This is a genomic window from Bradyrhizobium sp. ma5, assembly GCF_042258955.1.
Lineage (GTDB): Bacteria > Pseudomonadota > Alphaproteobacteria > Rhizobiales > Xanthobacteraceae > Bradyrhizobium.
Window position 1 is genome coordinate 1,599,965 of sequence record NZ_CP170156.1, and the last position, 18,651, is coordinate 1,618,615.

General features: G+C 63.4%; 16 protein-coding genes. 13 read left to right on the plus strand and 3 right to left on the minus strand.

Translation table 11 applies throughout. The annotated features are described in order from the left end of the window. Positions 1-164: 164 nt before the first annotated feature. The 5 genes from ACE103_RS07515 (at position 165) to ACE103_RS07535 (ending at position 8,290) form a co-directional block, all read left to right on the plus strand. Positions 165-4,487 (plus strand): strawberry notch-like NTP hydrolase domain-containing protein, encoded by a 4,323-nt coding sequence (locus ACE103_RS07515; RefSeq protein WP_375778908.1) that lies wholly within the window; start codon positions 165-167, stop codon positions 4,485-4,487. Continuing rightward, complete coding sequence (locus ACE103_RS07520; RefSeq protein ID WP_375778909.1) at positions 4,487-5,548, plus strand: toprim domain-containing protein; 1,062 nt, start codon at positions 4,487-4,489, stop codon at positions 5,546-5,548. The genes ACE103_RS07515 and ACE103_RS07520 overlap by 1 nt, the downstream gene beginning before the upstream one ends. Positions 5,549-5,872: 324 nt before the next feature. Beyond that, the gene (locus ACE103_RS07525; protein WP_375778910.1) at positions 5,873-6,796 is read left to right on the plus strand and encodes a DUF2493 domain-containing protein; all 924 of its coding nucleotides are present in this window, start codon (positions 5,873-5,875) and stop codon (positions 6,794-6,796) included. Positions 6,797-6,935: 139 nt separating this feature from the next. After that, positions 6,936-7,454, plus strand: a complete 519-nt coding sequence (locus ACE103_RS07530; RefSeq protein WP_375778911.1) for a hypothetical protein — start codon at positions 6,936-6,938, stop codon at positions 7,452-7,454. Positions 7,455-7,969: 515 nt separating this feature from the next. After that, positions 7,970-8,290, plus strand: coding sequence for a DUF736 domain-containing protein (locus ACE103_RS07535; protein ID WP_342709596.1), 321 nt, complete (start codon positions 7,970-7,972; stop codon positions 8,288-8,290). A 511-nt stretch (positions 8,291-8,801) separates the two neighbouring features. Here the strand turns inward: ACE103_RS07535 and ACE103_RS07540 are convergent. Both ACE103_RS07540 and ACE103_RS07545 read right to left on the minus strand, forming a co-directional pair. Beyond that, positions 8,802-10,049, minus strand: a complete 1,248-nt coding sequence (locus tag ACE103_RS07540) for a type II toxin-antitoxin system HipA family toxin (protein WP_375778912.1) — start codon at positions 10,047-10,049, stop codon at positions 8,802-8,804. Between the two features lies 1 nt (position 10,050). Beyond that, positions 10,051-10,377, minus strand: a complete 327-nt coding sequence (locus ACE103_RS07545) for a helix-turn-helix domain-containing protein (RefSeq protein ID WP_375778913.1) — start codon at positions 10,375-10,377, stop codon at positions 10,051-10,053. Positions 10,378-10,656: 279 nt separating this feature from the next. On the opposite strand from ACE103_RS07545, the gene ACE103_RS07550 reads away from it, so the two are divergent. From ACE103_RS07550 to ACE103_RS07565, 4 genes are all read left to right on the plus strand, one after another. Continuing rightward, entirely contained in the window at positions 10,657-10,791 is a 135-nt protein-coding gene (locus ACE103_RS07550) for a hypothetical protein (protein WP_375778914.1), read from the plus strand. Beyond that, on the plus strand, positions 10,788-11,072 hold the full coding sequence (locus tag ACE103_RS07555; RefSeq protein WP_375778915.1) for a hypothetical protein: 285 nt from the start codon (positions 10,788-10,790) through the stop codon (positions 11,070-11,072). Before ACE103_RS07550 ends, ACE103_RS07555 begins: the two co-directional genes overlap by 4 nt. A 356-nt stretch (positions 11,073-11,428) precedes the next feature. Next, on the plus strand, positions 11,429-11,707 hold the full coding sequence (locus ACE103_RS07560; protein ID WP_375778916.1) for a helix-turn-helix transcriptional regulator: 279 nt from the start codon (positions 11,429-11,431) through the stop codon (positions 11,705-11,707). Positions 11,708-11,709: 2 nt separating this feature from the next. Continuing rightward, the gene (locus tag ACE103_RS07565) at positions 11,710-12,612 is read left to right on the plus strand and encodes a replication initiator protein A (RefSeq protein ID WP_375778917.1); all 903 of its coding nucleotides are present in this window, start codon (positions 11,710-11,712) and stop codon (positions 12,610-12,612) included. Between the two features lie 587 nt (positions 12,613-13,199). On the opposite strand, the gene ACE103_RS07570 is transcribed toward ACE103_RS07565, so the two are convergent. After that, a complete protein-coding gene (locus ACE103_RS07570; protein ID WP_375778918.1) occupies positions 13,200-14,249 on the minus strand; it encodes an IS110 family transposase in 1,050 nt (349 codons plus the stop codon). A 319-nt stretch (positions 14,250-14,568) separates the two neighbouring features. Between ACE103_RS07570 and ACE103_RS07575 the strand changes: the two genes are divergently transcribed. The 4 genes from ACE103_RS07575 (at position 14,569) to ACE103_RS07590 (ending at position 18,408) form a co-directional block, all read left to right on the plus strand. Next, positions 14,569-15,033 (plus strand): DUF2840 domain-containing protein, encoded by a 465-nt coding sequence (locus ACE103_RS07575; protein ID WP_375778919.1) that lies wholly within the window; start codon positions 14,569-14,571, stop codon positions 15,031-15,033. Continuing rightward, a complete protein-coding gene (locus ACE103_RS07580; protein WP_375778920.1) occupies positions 15,033-15,539 on the plus strand; it encodes a S26 family signal peptidase in 507 nt (168 codons plus the stop codon). The genes ACE103_RS07575 and ACE103_RS07580 overlap by 1 nt, the downstream gene beginning before the upstream one ends. Positions 15,540-15,541: 2 nt before the next feature. Beyond that, the gene (locus ACE103_RS07585) at positions 15,542-16,438 is read left to right on the plus strand and encodes a lytic transglycosylase domain-containing protein (protein ID WP_375778921.1); all 897 of its coding nucleotides are present in this window, start codon (positions 15,542-15,544) and stop codon (positions 16,436-16,438) included. A 242-nt stretch (positions 16,439-16,680) separates the two neighbouring features. Further along, a complete protein-coding gene (locus ACE103_RS07590) occupies positions 16,681-18,408 on the plus strand; it encodes a relaxase/mobilization nuclease domain-containing protein (RefSeq protein ID WP_375778922.1) in 1,728 nt (575 codons plus the stop codon). Positions 18,409-18,651: the final 243 nt, after the last annotated feature.

An 18,651-nucleotide genomic window follows, 5' to 3' on the forward strand; every position in this document is an offset into this window, starting at 1 on the left:
CCGGCCTGCTCGCAGTTGCTTGGGGACCGGTGTGCAGCCCGGTCCCCATTCTTATGGGCGAGGGCCGAGAGGCAGAGTCGGGCCGGGAAGGGTTTGAGCCGTCGGGGTCCAAGGAGAGCGCCTGATGGTTCGACCCATTCCTGCTCTCCGAAAGAAATCCTGCCATGACCGAATCTCTCGCCGGCGGCGCCTTCGCCGCACCGCTCTCGATGCGTGCCGCTGCAAGCATCACCTCCGCGGCCATCAGGACCGCCCGACAGCTCCTGACTGACCTGGAACGCGGCCGGCGCATCGATGCCGGCGTCCTGCGCCGCGCAATGGAGGCTGCCTTCGGCGCCTCAGACGCGGCCGGCGCCTGGAATTGGAAGACCGCCTATGACGTCTGCGAGGCGGCAACCGTTCTATTCCTTCGCAAGTTTGGCCCGGCCATGCGCGCCAAGGCTGGCTCGACGGCCGCGATGCTGCCAATGCTCACAAAAATCGTGAGCTGCCTGCCGACACATACCCGCCGTTCCGAAGATAGTCAGGCGTTTCAGCAATTCTCAACGCCGATCCCGCTCGGGCTGGCCGCATGCACCGCAGCCGGCATTACGTCCGGCGACCGCGTTCTGGAGCCCTCTGCGGGGACGGGCTTGCTCGCCATCTTTGCCGAACTCGCGGGCGGCGCTCTGACGTTGAACGAGTTGGCCGAATCCCGTGCGGGGCTGCTCGATCATCTCTTCGCCAACGGTAAAGTCACCCGGTTCGACGCGGCCCAGATCGATGATCATCTCGATGCGAGTGTCGTACCGAGCGTCGTCCTGATGAATCCGCCGTTCTCGGCGATGCCAAATGTCGACCAACGGATGGCGGACGCGGCTCTCCGGCACATCGGGTCAGCCTTGGCTCGCCTTTGCGACGGCGGACGTCTCGTCGCCATCACCGGCGCAACCTTCGCGCCGGACAATCCGGCATGGCGAGACGCCTTTGTTCGGATTCAGGAACGTGGGCGGGTGGTGTTTTCTGCCGCGATCGACGGCGCCGTCTACGCCAGGCACGGAACTCAGACGGACACAAGGCTGCTGGTGATCGACAAGCTGCCTGCCGCAGATCCGAAGGTCTTTCCCGCCTCGAAAGTCAAGGCAGGCGATGTCGCCACCTTGCTTGATTGGGTGACCCAGCATGTGCCTCCACGGGAGCCTGTCTCCACGCCGGTTCTGGTTGACGTCATTAAGCGCCCTGCGATGTCGCGATCGATTGGTGCCGTTGCATCACGCTCATCGTCCATCTCCGGAGGCAGAGCGCCAGAACGCGTAGAACTTGCGTACGAAACGATCGAATGGTCGCCGCCGGAAGGCGCCCGCCTGACCGATGCGCTTTACGAGGAATATGCGTTGCAGTCGATTCGTATTCCCGGATCGTGCATCCATCCGACCAAGCTCGTGCAGTCCGCGGCGATGGCCTCCGTTGCGCCGCCGAAACCGTCCTATCGTCCGCACCTGTCTCCGGGGCTGCTGGCAGATGGAGTTCTGTCGGACGCCCAGCTCGAGAGCATCATCTATGCTGGCGAAGCGCATTCCGAGTTTCTCACGGGCTCCTGGACAGTCGACCCGACGTTTGACGTTGTAGCGGCCGCGCGCGACGACGCCGAGAATGCCGTCCGCTTTCGCCGCGGCTGGTTTCTCGGCGATGGCACCGGCGCGGGCAAGGGGCGGCAGGTCGCCGGTATCCTGCTCGACAATTGGCTCAAGGGCCGCCGCCGCGCGGTCTGGATCAGCAAATCCGACAAGCTGATCGAAGATGCGCAGCGCGACTGGTCGGCACTCGGCATGGAACGCCTGCTTGTTACGAACTTGTCGCGGTTTCGCCAGGGCACCCCGATTCGGCTTTCGGAAGGTATCCTTTTTGCCACCTACGCTACGCTGCGAACCGACGAGCGTGGCGACAGGCTTTCGCGTGTCAGGCAGATCGCTGAATGGTTGGGCTCCGACTTCGACGGAGTGGTCGTCTTCGACGAGAGCCATGCCATGCAGAATGCGGTCGGCGGCAAGGGCGAACGCGGTGACCAGGCGGCCTCTCAGCAGGGGCGCGCAGGCCTGAGGCTCCAGCACGCTTTGCCGAACGCGCGCGTTGTTTATGTATCGGCCACGGGCGCCACCTCGGTCCACAACCTCGCTTATGCTCAACGCTTCGGCCTCTGGGGCGGCACCGATTTTCCGTTCGCCACGCGGGCCGAGTTCGTCGAGGCGATCGAGGAAGGTGGTGTCGCGGCCATGGAGGTGCTGGCGCGCGATCTCAAGGCGCTTGGGCTCTACGCGGCCCGCTCGCTCTCTTACGAGGGCGTCGTGTACGATCTCGTCGAGCACCAGCTGACGCCGGAGCAGGTTCGCATCTACGACGCCTATGCCGATGCGTTCAGCATCATCCACAACAACCTCGACGCGGCGATGCGGGCCGCCAACATCACCGGCGAAACCGGAACGCTCAACGGGCAGGCGAAATCGGCGGCGCGATCCGCTTTCGAAAGCGCCAAGCAGCGCTTCTTCGGTCATCTCCTGACTTCGATGAAGACGCCCTCGCTGATCCGCTCGATCGAGCGCGATCTCGCAGCTGGCCATGCCGCCGTCATCCAGATCGTCTCAACGGGCGAGGCGCTGATGGAGCGCCGGCTCGCCGAGATCCCGACCGAAGACTGGGGCGACGTCCAGGTCGACATTACCCCTCGCGAGTATGTACTCGACTATCTCGCCCATTCCTTCCCGGTTCAGCTCTACGAGCCTTTCACCGACTCGGAGGGCAACCTCAGTTCCCGGCCTGTCTACCGTGACGGCCAGCCGGTCGAGAGCCGAGAAGCTGTCGCCCGCCGTGACCGTCTAATCGAGAAGCTCGCCTCGCTGCCGCCGGTACCCGGCGCGCTCGACCAGGTTGTGCAGCGGTTCGGCGCCGACATGGTCGCCGAAGTGACCGGCCGCTCGCGACGCGTCGTTCGCAAGGGCGACCGGCTCGTGGTCGAAAACCGCGCCGGTTCGGCCAACCTCGCCGAGACCTCCGCCTTCATGGATGATGTGAAGCGCATTCTCGTGTTCTCCGACGCCGGCGGCACGGGAAGGAGCTATCACGCCGAACTGTCGGCCCGAAACCGTCGCCTGCGCGTCCATTATCTGCTCGAGCCCGGCTGGAAGGCCGACGCCGCGATCCAGGGGCTTGGCCGGACCAACCGGACCAACCAGGCGCAGCCGCCGCTGTTTCGTCCCATCGCAACCGACGTGAAGGCCGAAAAGCGCTTTCTCAGCACCATTGCCCGCCGGCTCGATACGCTAGGTGCCATCACCCGCGGTCAGCGCCAGACCGGGGGGCAGGGCCTGTTCCGGCCGGAGGACAATCTCGAAAGCCAGTACGGGCGCGATGCGTTGCGCCAACTCTACACCCTGCTGGTGCGGGGCAAGGTCCAGGGATGTTCGCTCGAAAGGTTTGAGGATGCCACCGGCCTGAAGCTGACCGATGCCAATGGGCTCAGGGATGATCTGCCGCCGATCACGACCTTCCTGAACAGATTGCTCGCGCTTACCATTGAGCTTCAGAATATCCTGTTCACCGTTTTCGAGCAGCTCCTGACCGCTCGGATCGAGGGTGCGGTTGCGTCCGGCGCCTATGATGTCGGGCTGGAAACGCTCCGCGCCGAGAGCTTTGTCGTTACCGACCGGCGGACGATCTATATCCATCCGGCTACCTGCGCCGAGGCCCGGCTGCTCACGATCATCCAGCGTCAGCGGAACCATCCTATCGGGCTGGATGACGCTCTCGATCGTCTCTCCGATCGCCGTGCAGTCCTGCTGGTCAATGAGCGGTCGGGGCGTGCCGCCGTGCAGGTCCCGGCGGCCAGCGTGATGCTCGACGACGGTGACATCGAACAGCGCGTTCGCCTGATCCGGCCGATGGAGCAGCACACGGTCCCCCTGGGCATGATGGCGGAAAGCCACTGGGCCCCGGCGGACCATCAATGCTTTGCCGCGGCCTGGCGAGCAGAGCTTGCCGAGATTCCCGAGTTCACGGAAAGCACGGTCCATGTCGTGGCGGGCCTGCTGTTACCGATCTGGAAGCGGCTGCCGAACGGATCGACCCGCGTCTATCGGCTTCAGACTGATGCCGGCGAACGCATCATCGGTCGCAAGGTTTCGGCTAGCTGGGTCGCAAATGTCCTTGCTGCGGAGGCGCCCGCGCTGACGCCGAATGCTGCCTTTGCCGCGCTGATGGAGGGACGGACCGTCATTGATCTCGCGGAGGGACTTAAGCTTCGCCGCGTCCGGGTCATGGGCGCGTACCGCATCGAGCTGTCGGGATTCAACGACACGATGCGCGATCGCCTCCGGGCTTACGGCCTCTTTGGGGAGATCATTTCCTGGAAGCTGCGGATGTTCGTGCCCGCGGACGGGAAGGGCGTCGAGATCCTTTCGAACGTGCTCGGCACCTATCCTGTTGCGCGCATCAGTGATCGGGAGGCCGCGTGATGTCTCGCGATGCTTCCGAACTGGCACGCCGGCTTGCGCGCGACGCCGAGGCGGTGTGTCGACACTATCTCTCCAACGGCAAGCGGTCGGGGCGGTACTGGGTGGTCGGCGACGTCCACAACACCCCGGGCCGCTCACTGTATGTGCGGCTCCTGCAATCGCCAAAGGGCGCCGCCGGCAAGTGGACCGATGCCGCAACCGGGGAGCATGGCGATCTCCTCGACATCATCCGCGAATGCCGGGGTTTCCGCGATTTCCGCGAGGTCGCCGAGGAAGCGCGGCGGTTTCTGAGACTGCCTCGTTGCGAGCGGAAATCGGCCCCGAAAGCCATGCGTTCGCGTGCGTCGGCTGGATCGCAGCAAGCCGCCCGTCGGCTCTTTGCGATGTCGCGCCCGATCGAGGGGACGGTGGTGGAAACGTATTTGCAGCGTCGCGGAATAGCCCGCATCCGCCATGGCGGAAGTCTGCGCTTCCACCCTCGTTGCTACTATCGGCCGGACGAGCATCTGCCGGCCGAAACCTGGCCGGCGATGATCGCCTGCGTCACAGACCTCGATGGACGGATCACCGGCGTGCACCGTACCTGGCTTGACCCGGGCGGGTTTGATCGCGTGCGGCTCGGCAAGGCTCCGATCGACACGCCACGACGCGCCATGGGCGACCTGCTTGGCAACGCCGTTCGCTTCGGCGCGGCGGACGACGTGCTCGCGGCCGGCGAGGGTATCGAAACGATGCTATCGCTGCGTTACGCACTGCCGGCCTTGCCCGTGGCTGCAGCGCTGTCGGCCAATCACCTTTCAGCCATGTTGCTGCCGTCGGGCCTTCGTCGGCTCTACATCGCCCGCGATGCCGACGCCGCCGGAGACACCGTGCAGGCAACCCTCACCCGGCGTGCGGAAGACGCCGGCATCGAAGCGGTCGTACTGTCGCCCCGGCTGGGGGACTTCAACGAAGATCTGCACATCTGCGGTCTTGAGGGCCTCCGAGCGGCGTTGTGGCTTCAACTCGTACCAGAGGACGTCGTCCGCTTCCTGCATTCGTCGATAGTGGTCGCGGAATAGCTGCGGCATTTCGACGTCGTCGGTCGCGGAGGACCAATGCCGGAAGAGGACACGACCTCGGCCTTCTAGAGGGCGATCGGACGGCAGGCGGGTGCGGGCCGGCAATGGCTGCGCCCGGCTATTTTCCGCCGCGCGCCGGCGATGAGAAGACACATCATTCTATCTGGCCCGCGCGCTTTGCATCGCGAAGCAAAATAGCCGGGCTGCGCCATCCTCCGCTGCCGCTTCGGCCCTTTCGGGTTCTGGCCCGTTCCGCCCGCCGTCTGAGTGATCGCCACGAAGGCCGCGATGGGCGCGGCCGCTTCCGGCAAAGGACTCCCCACCATGACCGACCGTGACGACATCGAACCGCCGCATGCCGCATCTCCAACCGATCACGTTCTCGCCGAGCTACAACTCTACGGCTATCGCCCCTTCGACGACCAACCAGATCCACGGCCCCTTCCCGAGGGCCGGATCATCGCCGTCGCCGTCGCGGACATCTTCGATGCCCTGGTTGCCACGTTGAGCGATACTCGGCTTGAGCCGGACCTTGACGATCTGCTCTGGTCGACGGTCAACCTGTTCCATCGCGCTGTCGACCGCATCGGTCGCCAGCTCGACGACAACGAACAGGCGCAGCGGAAGAGCCAGCTTGAGCAAAACGGCTCCGAGGTGCAATCGGTCGGACTCGAGCGACTGACGGCCGAAGGTCTCACGCTCATCGAGCGTCGCAACTGCCTGGAACTGTTCCGCGACCAGGCCTTGGAACGCTTTGAAACTCACACGGGCTCGTCCTGGCGTCCCCGATCGGGATCGCTGGTGAACCACCGCACGATGACCGCAGCGATGATCGATTCCCGTGACTTCATCGCCGCCAGGCGTCGCGCCGAGACCGAGGTCATGTTACCTCCAGGACCGAAGATTGCACTCACCGGGGGGCTCGATTTCACCGATCACAACCTGATCTGGGATCGCCTCGACAAGGTCCACGCCAAACACCCCGACATGGTTCTGCTTCATGGCGGCTCCCCGAAAGGCGCCGAACTGATCGCCTCCAAATGGGCGAACAATCGCAAAGTGCCTCAAATCGCCTTCAAGCCCGACTGGACGAAACATGCCAAGGCCGCACCCTTCAAGCGCAACGACGCGATGCTCGAACTCCTGCCGATTGGCGTCATGCATTTTCCGGGCACGGGAATCCAGGACAACCTCGCCGACAAGGCCAAGCGGCTCGGCATCCCTGTCTGGAGGTTCGGCGGCGCGTGAGCGCCGCCTGCTCGCCCTTGGCATCAAAGCGGAGTTGCAGGCGCCGCAACTCGGCCTCGTTTCGGCTCTAAGCGCGGATTTGCGCCATGGTGGTGGTGGAAGGCGCGACGGGTAAATCCATGCACATGGAGCCACCACCATGCTCGCCTTTGGGCTTGTTCTCAACACACTCGGAATCGGTTTGTTCTGCTGGGCGATCTTCGCGCTGGCGGTGCATGCCCTGCCGTTCTTTGTTGCGCTGAGTATCGGGACGACGGCATTACAAGGCGGCGCCGGCGTGGCCGGCGCATTGCTTATCGGTACGGCCGGCGGCGCGATGGCGCTTGTCTTCGGTCAGGCCGCCGCCGCCAGCACTCGATCCTTGACCTTGCGTTTCGCTATCGCGAGCGCATTCGCAGTTCCGGCCGCTGTTGCCGGCTACCATGTTGTGTCGGCCCTGTCCCAGATCGGGGTGCCTTCGCCGGCCTGGCGGGAGGTGTTTGCTTGCCTGGGGGCGCTTTACATCGGCGGCGCGTCGTGGGTGCGCTTGACCGCATTTACGGAGTCCGGCGTGTTCGAGCAGGCCGGGCTGGTGGGCGGGCCCTCACAACCAATTCTTACGGGCGCTAGGTGCGGGCACGATCGCTCGCCGCCTTCATCGTCGAACAGGTTGGCATAAATCGGCGCATTGAGACGAGGGACGATCGGGACCTGAGCGGGGTGGGGCAGTCTTCTTCGAAGCGCTTCCACCAACCCCAAAGCATTTCGGCTAGCTAGCCCACTCAGCCGCGGCGGAGCGGCGTGTCTTGATGATTCCTCGGAGACAATACCGCCCTTTGCTGCAGATTGTTTCTTTTTCTGCCGGATTTCGTTCGGGCCTCTTGCTCAGCACAACCGAGCTACGCCACGTTCTCCCGAGATTGCGGTTGAGCACGCGGACGCACGTGGCCTCGTTGATGGCTGGATCTGGCCAAAGACCGGCTTCGCCTCGATCGTCTGAGCCGCAACGCCGTTGATGCGACTTTCTTCCCCTGGGCTGCGCCCATTCCTCGCGAGACAAGAAAGTCGCCACAACGGTGTCCTCCGCTGCGCTCCGGCCCGCAAACAGCGGGTGCGTCGCCGATCGTCCTTGGCCTCTAGATCGCCATCGAGGCCGCGGTGGTCGCGGGCTCGAAACACAACAGGAGAAGTGACATGGCTAACATCGGTTCTTTCAAGAAGGTCGGCAACGATTTCCAGGGCGAGATCATCACCCTGAGCCTGCAGGCCAAGGGCGTCCGCATCGTCGCCGAGACCAACCGCTCCAACGACAACGCTCCCAGTCACCGCATCTATGTGGGCCGCGCGGAAATCGGGGCCGCCTGGGCGAAGCGCTCCGAAGAGGGACGCGACTACCTCTCGCTCAAGCTCGACGATCCCTCGTTCAACGCACCGATCTACGCCAACCTGTTCGATGATGAAGGTGGCGAGGGCTACAACCTGCTCTGGTCGCGGCCGCGCAAGAGCGGCGAGTGACACACCATCAAAGCCCCGCCCGAGCAACTCGGGCGGGGCTCCTTCTTCAGCCGACAGCAAGGCGGCGCGCCGGAAGATCAATCTGAAGCCCACGACGGCTATGGTTTTCACTTTAGGCTTTGGGCCGGCTGCAAAATTTACACCAGGCGAGATAAGGTCGACATGGCTAGCGTCTAACGCGCTGGCGAGTTCGGACAAGGTCACCACTGCCGGATTGCGTCGTCACGCTCCAAACCGCCGATATACTGCTGAGTAAAGCCGGAGGCCTCTAATTGTCCTGCGTGACGCGCTTCTGCTTCCGTAGCCAGGTGAAATTCTCGGCCTACCAACTTGCGCATGCGACTCCAGTGAGCGCCAGTCGAACTCTGATGTGCATGATCTCGGGCAAACTGCGGCGCAATGTCGGTGACGCTTTCGATTCTGAGATCGACAATAGCTCGTAGGGGCTCGCCGGTGTCGTAAGCGACAGGACTTGCCGCTGGTAGATCAAAGCTGTGAAGGAACGTTCTGGTCATAGCGCCAGCGCTCGCCGTAGATCGTCGTGCTCAAACGCGCTTGCCATGCGGTTGATCTCGGCCGACCGGGCGCCGACTGCCTTGGCGGTGTTGCGCCATGTGGCGGTGATCGTTGCGACCTCCCTTATGATCGTGCGGGCCTGCGCCAGTGTCAGCCCGAAGTACGTTGACGCGACCTCAAGCAGGTCGAGCGAGCAGGTGCCTTCGTCCAGATCGATGTTTGTGGTCAGCACGCGCGCCTTCACATCGGTTGGCACGGGATTGAGATCATAAGCCGGAGACAGTGACCACCCGGCCTTTCCCAGCCAGAGGAAGCCGTGGTTGCGAAGGTGGTCGTCGACATTGGAGATCAGCACGTTGAAGACGACGCGCCGATAGAGGGCATGGGCGTCGGTCTTTCCCTGCGCGCCATGCTGTGCGAGAGCGTCGACAATCTCCGGATAGCTGCCACGCTCGCCGTCCTTGGCGCCCATCATTGCCATCGCTGACAGGAAGGGGATGCGGGTCGTACCGTCGCGATCGAAGCGTCGCGATAGCATGACCGCCTTGCCGGCCACTTCGATGAGTTCGTGTTGCGGGGTGGCGATGCCGGCCTTGCCGGCCAATCGCAGCGCGATCTCCTCCCAGGTCTCCATGCTGTAGTCGTCGGTCTCCTTTGGAAACTTGGCGATGGAGAGGTTGCCGTGCTGGTCGATGACCGATGCCTTCGGCCGCGCGCCGCCAAGGGAGGAGCCGGGCGCGAAGATGACCTGAAGGTCTTCGTCCGTTTCCTCGTCCCGGAGAATGCGCTCGGTGATCTGGAGAAGCCGGGCGAGTTCGATTAGGGCTGGTACGCTACCGTGGATCGGCGCCTGAAAGGCGTCTTCGCCGACCCAGCGGAATCGGAGTGCGCCGAGCCGCGTCTCGTCGGCGACGCCGAGCAGGTAATCGCTTTCAGCAAGCGTGCGGACGGCACGACCTTCGCGGTCGGCGAGGCGGCGTTCGGCTCGCTGCATGAGACGGCGTCCCCAGGTATCTGGCGCGGAGTCGCCGATGGAGCCGAAAGTCGCGAGGCCGGCAGCGGGAGCGAAGGTGCCGCGCGTCAGGGCGAGGGCTGGCTCCAGCGAGAACCGGTCAGCGTCCTCGAGCCATGAGCCGTCATACTCGAAAAGAATGGTCTCCGCGCCGCGAACGCGATTGCTCCTCGCCAGTCCGATAGGACGCGTGTGGCCGCCAAGATCGATATGCACCTCGAAGTCAGCCATCTCATGAGGCTCCGGTCCTGCGTTTGAGATGGACACGCTTGGGCAGTTCGGCGGTGGCCAGCGCCTGTCCGATGCTGTCGTTGCTGATGTCGGCGATCTTCTTCAGACCATCGAGCAGACCAAGCGCCTGAAGGACGCCCGCATAGATGCCAATGCTCACGTTGGTGTCCCCAGCCTCGACTCTTTGCAGGGTCGAGCGGGACGTGAAGGCGCGCTCGGCCACCACTGCCATCGGAAGCCGCCGACGTCGACGAGCATCGTGGATGTCCGCGCCGAGCTTGCGCATGGCTCGCCGAACGGCGGCAGGGGGATTGTGTGGGGTTGGCATTGTAACCTTCGCGCTACGGATTTGACGATTATGTAGCACGAAGACTACAAATTTCCTAGGGTCTAAGGTTAACAGAATCGTAATTCTAGCCCATCTGACCCTCTGTCCTTGATCGGTGGCGGGAAACCGGGAAAAAATCGACGGCTCTTGGACGCGGGCGGACGCCTCAATGCACCTTTGGCGCCGAGGCGGCCGTCGATCTCGTGTCCAAGGCTCTGCATCGGCGCTGGCGGCAGGTGCACACCGCTGACAAAGACACAAAGCCGGTGTTCCGGCCTGTTGACCTCCGTTTCCAAGGAGGTCATCCGCAAGGTTGAGGTCGTGTTTCATCCCGACGAGGAAGGGCGCGACCGCGGGCTGGAGGATCTGAGCGACGGCCAACGTTCGTTGTTCCATCTCGCGATGACCCCGTGACCCTCGACATCGATGGCCGGATCGCCGACGGCTCCGCCAGCGCTGCATTCCAGGCCGGTATCATCCCGTTGCCGGCCCCGACCCTCATCGCGGTCGAAGAGCCCGAGAACAGTCTCGCACTCTTCTATCTGTCGCGCATCGTGTGCCAAATCGAGCAGCTGACCGTTGCCAAGCGGGAGCAGGCTTTCATCTCGAGCCGCTCGGCGAGCATCCTCGCCCGCGTTGATCCGGCCCGGGCCGGTACTTTCGGCCGGAGCCCGCCGACCGAACCGTGCGCGTAATAGGGCATTCGGCTACCCGAGAATGACGAAGACGCCGCCAAGTTCGTGCGGGAAGCCGTTCGCACGTAGTCCGAACTTTCTTTCGCGCGGTTCGTCATTCTCGGTGAGGCGCGTCAGAAGAGGTGGTGTTGCCGCGCCTTCGCGTGGCGTTTGACAGCTGGGGCAGGCTGGCCGTGCGCCGGTGCCCGGCGGCTATCGCGCATTGTTTCGGCCAATATCTCGCAAGGGATAGGGCAGGGGTACCGAAAAGCGTCCCCGCATGTTCGGCATCCCCCCAAGGGCTTCTGCTCCGCCATCGTGACCGCCGCTGCGCAAGTCCATTCGCTTGCGCTCCAGACGATCACTGAGGCTCGAAAATGCCCGATCCGAACGCCGGCTTGCCGCCACGATACCTACGCACTCCCGAAGCTGCGCGCTTTCTCGGTCTGTCCGGCCGGACGCTTGAAAAACACCGCACCTACGGCACGGGCCCGACCTACCGCAAGCTCGGCGGCCGCGTTGTCTATGCGTTTGAGGATCTCAAAGCGTGGGTTGACCGCGGAGCCAGGACGTCGACGAGCGATCCAGGCGCAGGATCGGTGTTGCCGGCCAAACGCCACACACCCATTCCGTATGCAGGCAAGGAGCGACGTTGACCATGTCGGACGGCAACTTGTCTCCTCACAGAAAGCGCTACTCGGAGCGCGACCAACTCGATCTGTTCCGTACCATTCCCGGCGACCTGGCGCCCCGCGATGCGCAAGATTTGATGGCTTACCCGTTCTTCTCGTTGGCAAAGTCAAAACGCGTTGTGCCGATCGCCTTCCACGCAGGAACCATCGCGATCCGCGTCGAGGCAGTGCCTGAACATGGCATGGCGACCATCTGGGACGCGGACGTTCTGATCTGGGCTGCGTCACAGGTGGTCGAAGCCCGCGACGCCGGTCTGAAGACATCGCGGCTGATGGCCGCTACGCCATATGAGATCCTGACATTCGTCGGTCGCGGCACCAGCGGGCGCGACTACGACCGCCTCAAAGCTGCACTCGATCGGCTACAATCGACCACCGTATTGACCTCAATCCGTCAGCCAACGGAACGACGAGCGCATCGTTTTTCGTGGATCAATGAATGGAAAGAGACAGCCGATGTGCACGGCCAGCCCCGCGGACTGGAGCTGATACTGCCGGACTGGTTCTATACCGGCGTTCTTAATGACGCGCTCGTCCTGACCATCGACCGCGCATATTTCGATTTGACTGGGGGATTGGAACGATGGCTCTACCGTCTCGTGCGCAAGCACGGCGGCCGTCAAAGTGGCGGCTGGAGCTTTGATCTCGCGCACCTGCACGCCAAGTCGGGTACTCTTTCGCCGCTCAAGCACTTCGCTTACGATCTGCGTCAGATCGTTCGTCGCCAAACCTTGCCGGGGTATCAGCTTCTCATCACCAACGACCCGAATGGCGGAGAGCGACTGAACTTCGCTCTAGCTTCCGGGGAGCCGCTCACCCGACGATTGCACAAGCGCCGCGCCCTCTCCAGAGCGGTGCATAGGCTGTGAATCTCCTCGTGCTATCAGGGACCAGAACCCTCGTGCCATCGGGGACCGGACCCTCGTGCTATTGGGGACTAAAAGCGCGGCTAAACCATTGCCACGCGGATACTTCGCGCCGCCGTAACTTTGCTAACGTACTGACACTAACTTCTTGTTGTGAATCAGTGCGTTGTGAACAAGTCGGCCGTGCGTGCAACGAGGATGCCTCATGCATCTACTCTCTCACGCGCAGATCCTTCCTGCAATGCGATTGTTGTCGCCAATGCACGCGCGCGGACGCGATCGCGCGCAAATCTGCGCGATCACCGGCATCGCCATCACCGCATCACACTCGTTGCTTTCCCTTGCGGCAGCTCGCTCGTCGAGGAGAACTCGCTAACGTCCGTGGTTGGCACGACGGCCACCACATGCCGGAATCTGGAGAATGGGCGGTCAGGCTAACCAGCGCCGTGCTTGATGGCTTCAAAGATGTGCATGAAGCCGCCGGCAAGAAAAGTTGCGATCTCACCCAAATCCCGGTCTCCCCGGGAGACGCCGCTCCGCCGTGGCGGAAGGAAAAGGCGCGCGTGGAAGCGGCCGGGTCGCGGAGGCCCTTAAACCGCCGCAGCGACCCGGCCGCGCTTGCCGCCGGCGCCAAACCGGAACGTCGTGCCATCGATCCAGATCTTGTGCAGCAGCACGGCGAGCGCGCGCGCCACCGCCGTCGCCGCGCGCTTCAGACCCTTCTTCCTGGCCAGCCGCAGGCCCCACAGCCGCAGCTTAAAGTTTTTCGGGATCCGCGTCAGAATCGCGATCGCTGCCTCGTACAGCATCGCCCGCGTCAGCTCGTCGCCGCATTTGGAGATGCTGCCGATCCGGTCGGTTTGCCCGGATTGGTAGCGCCGCGGCGTCAGGCCGAAATGCGCGCCGACATTGGTCGACTTCCTGAATCGCGCCGGATCGTCGACGGTGGCGCGGAATGTCAGCGCCACCAGCGCGCCGACACCGGGCACGGTCATCATCCGCCGCACCGCATTGTCGCTGCGCGCCGCCGCCAGCGCCAGGCGCTGCAGTTTTGCCAGCTGCAGCCGCATCGCATTGCGGGCGTCCAGCAACGGCGTGACGATGGGCTCCAGATCCTTCTTCCCGGCCATGATCTCGCGCACCCGCGCGTCAAAACGGCCGACCGAGATCTCGCCGACCTTGAGGCCGAACGGCCGCAACAGGCCGCGGATCATGTTCTCCATGTCCAGCACCTTGCCAAGCTGCGCCTTGCGCCCGACCAGCAGCGCGCGCAGCGTTTGCGCGGCTTCCGACTTGACATGGACGGCGCGGAACCAGCTGGTCCGCATCATCTGCGCGATGCCCTTGGCGTCGTTGCGGTCGGTCTTGTTCAGCATGGCGTTCAGCGCCGCCTTGGCATGCCGGGTCTCGATGCAGATCACCGGGAGGCCCTTTTCGGCGAGCGCCGTGAACAACCAGGCGCTGTAGGAGAACGCCTCCAGGCCAACGCGCTTGAGGTGGATTCCCCATTCCGCCAAAAGCAGCTCGATCGCGTCGGGATCGGTCTCGAGTTTCGCCTCCCGGACGACCTGGCCGTCGCCATCCACCACGCAAATGTTCGTCGTCTCCAGCGACACGTCGAGCCCTGCAAAGAAGTCCATCATGTGCCTCCGCTGCCGATCGCCGGGACGCACCGCGCGTCCCGTTCGCGAATCGTTGTGAGGCATTTTCGCAGCGGCACGGCCGGCAAGGGGGCACCGGTCAGTACCCCGGCTAACCAGGAATCCTTCGGATTCCTTCTAACGGATCCGTGCCCATCGGCTCTAACCGTGAGACCTGATCCGGGCGTTCCACAGCGCCGATGCCCGCATTCTTCACCACGATCGCTCTGCCGTTCGCATAACGGCACCTGCGATGCGCCGGCGGCTGAGCATCGACTTCTTTCTTTCATACCTCTCTCGACCAAGCGGAGGCCGCCAAGTGAGCAACCACACCACTGTTGAGCTGTTGTGGCTCGAGAAGCGCATTGAGAACCGGGTCCGGTTTGGCCGTGCCGCTTCGGAGAAGATCATTGACGGTCATCGGCGCGTCCTTTCGTTTGCGCCCGGCAGCATCTTCGCATTCGTGCGTTGGACGTCGAATGACTTTGGGGCGGTGCTGTCTCGGATCGACATTTTGCGCGCGGTCGCACCGGGACAGCGATACTCGACAGTTCCTTGCATCAACCCCGGCGGCGACAGCCTTCTAAGGCTATCTGGCTGGCCCAAGGTCGAGCACGTGCTGCACTTGATCGAGGCCGTGGAAGCGCTCGGCATTAATCCAGCCGACGCGGCTCCCGAATATTGGCATCACGTGCACAACCGCCTGTCTGTCAACGAAAACCCGCGGACATACACCCGCTCGCGGCACCAAGCTTGGCTTAATCGGCGCAGGATAGCACTCTGATGCGGCGGCCCGCTACAATTTTGGCAGCGATCGGGGCTGTGGCTCTCGTCATGTCGGCGGGTCAACAGACCACGCCAGTCTACATCTGGAACGTGTCCGAAAGCGTTCCGATCGGGCTCTATCGTTTGCAAGAACTCCGCTCGCTGCGGATCACCGAGCTTGTGGCTGCTCGTCCGCCGGAGCCTTTGGCCAGCTTTCTTGATTTCAACGGCTATTTGCCGAGCGGGGTTCCGATGCTGAAGCGCGTGTTGGCGCTGCCGGGGCAAACAGTCTGCAGAACTGGGCTCACCATTGCCGTCGACAATATCGAGGTGGGTCGCGCACGCGAGCGTGATGGCCGCGGACGACCACTGCCGGCCTGGCAGGGCTGCCGCGTCATCGCCCAAGACGAAGTGTTTCTCATGAACTGGCAGTCCACAGCCTCGCTCGATGGCCGCTACTTCGGGCCAATCGCGCGATCCGCAGTGATTGGGCAGGCGCTTCCGGTGTGGACCGGTGAGGAGTGATCATGTCCAACTTCCGCGATTGGTCTGTCATCAAGCCGTTTTGCTCGTGCCAATACTCATCCTTCGTTCCGGCCATATCGACAACGATCGACAGGCCCGACCGGTACTCTCGCATGCCGCAGGATCGAGCCAAAGTCGCTTTCAGCCCGAAAACAAAGCGTCGGTTGCCGTCTTTAATTATTGTTTGCTGTCTCGGCGCCCTTCTGAGGGGCGGACTGCCCTCGGCCGGCGGCGCGGAGCCCGCTTCGCGTCCACAAGCGAGGCGCCTGTCGAATCCGGCTTCCATCACACCCTACACATCCTCGATAGTCGAAGCCTCGCATCGATGTGGAATCCCGCAGCATTGGATCGAGGAAGTTATCGAGATCGAGAGCGGCGGCAAACCGAATGCCGTATCGGCGCGCGGAGCCCTCGGATTGATGCAGATCATGCCGCAGACTTGGGTCGAGCTGAGCGTTCGATATGGTCTCGGCCTGGATCCGTTTGATCCGCACGACAACATTCTTGCCGGTACGGCATACCTTCGCGAGATGCTCAATCGATTCGGATCAGCAGGTTTTCTTGCGGCCTACAACGCAGGACCGAAGCGGTATGAAGAGCACCTGGCATGGGGGCGACCGCTTCCGGATGAAACACAAGCCTACGTCCAGCGTCTTGCACCGTTGCTTGGCATAGATCAACTGGAGCGTGGCAGCGCGGTTATCACACGAATAGTCGACTGGCGACAGGCGACCGTGTTTGTTCGTCGATCCGACAGTTCGTTCGCGAACGGCTCATCCACATCGGTTGAGCAATCACTGAGCTTGCCCAAAGATACGGCTCGCGCACACGCAACCGCATTTCTACTTCGCGCAGCGGATCTGTTTGTGCGTCGTTCAGGCGAGCGACAGTCGCGATGACGGTAATCGCATGTCCTCGCATGCTGTCGAAAGTACTCGCAGCTTTGAGCGCGGTGGCCACAAGGGAAGGACCAGGCGACCGGGAGGGCAGGATAAAAGCCGCAAGGTGCGGCCGGTCGGTCGGGGCGTGGAACACCAGCAAATTCCAGTGCTGCTGCGAACATTGCGAATATCGCGCGCAGTTTTCCTGTTTGAATAACGCGCTGGTCTCGCTCAGCTTTCGACACCCTGAGGAGCACTACATGACTGGTAACGACGATTTCCGCATCCGTCCGGGCCGCATCCGCTCCACGCGTGCGCCGCGGACAAGACCGTTTCTGGCGCAGGCGCTCAAGGCTGCTCAGAAGGCCGGCGGTATTTCGCGAGGTGCCAGCAGCCGTGGCGGCAAGTTTGGGCGCGGCCGTGCAGCGAGCCTTGCCGCCAACCGTCTGCTCAACAGCAGGGCCCGCGGGGTTATGGTAAAGGCGCGTGTGGTCCGCCGGATGCGCTCACCGGGCGCGCTGCGAGCTCATATTGGCTATCTTCAGCGCGACGGGGTTACCCGGGACGGGGCACGCGGCAAACTTTTTGACGCGGCGGGAGATGATGCTGACGGTCGTACTTTCGCCGACCGATGTGAAGGTGATCGGCATCATTTCCGGTTCATCGTCTCGCCCGACGATGCCGGTAAACTCGCCAATCTGCGCGACTTTACCCGCGAGCTCATGGACCAGGCCTCGCAGGACCTTGGCACTCGGCTGGACTGGGTTGCGATCGATCACTGGAACACCGAGCACCCGCATATCCACATTCTGGTGCGGGGGCGGGCGGATGACGGAAGGGACCTCGTCATTAGCCGTGAGTATGTCTCAACGGGATTACGGGCGCGCGCTGGCGAGCTCGTTACCCGCGAGCTTGGTCTGCGCTCGGAGCTCGAGATCCGCCGCCAGCTCGAAGCGGATTTGACCGCCGAACGTCTCACCAGGCTCGATCGCGGACTCGCCCGGGAAGCGGGGGCTGCCGACGGGGTCATCGATTTGAGGCCGAACCGGGATGCCGGCCGCGACCCACTGCAGGAGTTTCGGATCGGCCGGATGCGGACGCTGGAACGGCTGGGCCTGGCCGAGCCTGCCGGGCCCGGTCGCTGGGTGCTCGCTCCCGACGCCGAGCCTCGATTGCGCGCGCTCGGCGAGCGCGGCGACATCATCAAGCGGCTACACAAGAGCCTCGCGAAGGATGGCGCGGCACGCCCACCATCATCCTGGGCGCTCGAAGGCGAGCGCCACGGCGAGACCGTCATCGGTCGTCTCATCGCTCGGGGACACGACGACGAGCTTAGGGGCTCAGCGTTTGCCGTCGTCGACGGTATTGACGGACGCGTGCATCACCTGAAACTTTCGAGCATCGAAGCGACCGGCGATGGGCCGATCGGCGGCATTGTGGAACTCCGGCGCTTCGAAGACGGGCATGGCCGAGCACGGATTGCGCTTGCGCTGCGCTGCGAGCTCACTGTTGACCAGCAGGTCGCGGCGGAAGGCTCGACCTGGCTCGACCGGCAGCTCGTGGCGCGCGACTCTGCCCGGCTTTCGCGCGCCGGCTTTGGTGCCGAGGTGCGACAGGCGCTTGATCGGCGCATCGACATACTAGCAGGGCAGGGGCTCGCACGCCGGTCGGGAGACAAGGTGACGCTCGGCCGCAACTTGATCGAGACGCTTCGCGACCGCGAACTCGAAGCGGTAGGTCGGCGCTTAGCCTCCGAAACCGGACTGGCGCATTTGCCTGCCGATGCAGGCGAATCCGTTTCGGGGATCTATCGTCGCAGGCTGTCGCTTGCCTCAGGCCGATTTGCCATGATCGACAACGGCCTCGGCTTTCAGCTCGTGCCCTGGATACCGACGCTAGAGCGCGAACTGGGGCGCCAGGTGAACGGCATCGCCGGTCCTGCCGGCGTAGATTGGAGCTTCGGTCGGAAACGCGGGCTCTCGCTTTGATCCATCGATCTCCCTCAGACTGCGATCTCGGATGTGCGTCCGGTTGTGCCCGCATCCGAAGATACTCTATGCACAAGCGAATTATGCAATGAGGAGCCGCGAGTGCTCCGTTGCGCAAGTTGGGCCGGCGTTCGAGCTGCCAGGGCAACGACCAAAGGCAGACCATGGCGGCCTCTCCTTGAGCCACTACAGCCGACACAGCTTTTGAGAGAGAAGACGTGCATCGATGACGGGGCGGCCCGC

Excerpts from the sequence above, each read along its gene's own strand:
- ACE103_RS07520 (WP_375778909.1), top strand. The coding sequence starts at position 4,487 with ATGTCTCGCGATGCTTCCGAACTGGCACGCCGGCTTGCGCGCGACGCC.
- ACE103_RS07565 (WP_375778917.1), top strand. The coding sequence starts at position 11,710 with ATGTCGGACGGCAACTTGTCTCCTCACAGAAAGCGCTACTCGGAGCGC.
- ACE103_RS07525 (WP_375778910.1), top strand. The coding sequence starts at position 5,873 with ATGACCGACCGTGACGACATCGAACCGCCGCATGCCGCATCTCCAACC.
- ACE103_RS07530 (WP_375778911.1), top strand. The coding sequence starts at position 6,936 with ATGCTCGCCTTTGGGCTTGTTCTCAACACACTCGGAATCGGTTTGTTC.
- ACE103_RS07515 (WP_375778908.1), top strand. The coding sequence starts at position 165 with ATGACCGAATCTCTCGCCGGCGGCGCCTTCGCCGCACCGCTCTCGATG.
- ACE103_RS07540 (WP_375778912.1), bottom strand. The coding sequence starts at position 10,049 with ATGGCTGACTTCGAGGTGCATATCGATCTTGGCGGCCACACGCGTCCT.
- ACE103_RS07585 (WP_375778921.1), top strand. The coding sequence starts at position 15,542 with ATGTCCAACTTCCGCGATTGGTCTGTCATCAAGCCGTTTTGCTCGTGC.
- ACE103_RS07545 (WP_375778913.1), bottom strand. The coding sequence starts at position 10,377 with ATGCCAACCCCACACAATCCCCCTGCCGCCGTTCGGCGAGCCATGCGC.
- ACE103_RS07590 (WP_375778922.1), top strand. The coding sequence starts at position 16,681 with ATGACTGGTAACGACGATTTCCGCATCCGTCCGGGCCGCATCCGCTCC.
- ACE103_RS07570 (WP_375778918.1), bottom strand. The coding sequence starts at position 14,249 with ATGGACTTCTTTGCAGGGCTCGACGTGTCGCTGGAGACGACGAACATT.
- ACE103_RS07535 (WP_342709596.1), top strand. The coding sequence starts at position 7,970 with ATGGCTAACATCGGTTCTTTCAAGAAGGTCGGCAACGATTTCCAGGGC.
- ACE103_RS07560 (WP_375778916.1), top strand. The coding sequence starts at position 11,429 with ATGCCCGATCCGAACGCCGGCTTGCCGCCACGATACCTACGCACTCCC.
- ACE103_RS07580 (WP_375778920.1), top strand. The coding sequence starts at position 15,033 with ATGCGGCGGCCCGCTACAATTTTGGCAGCGATCGGGGCTGTGGCTCTC.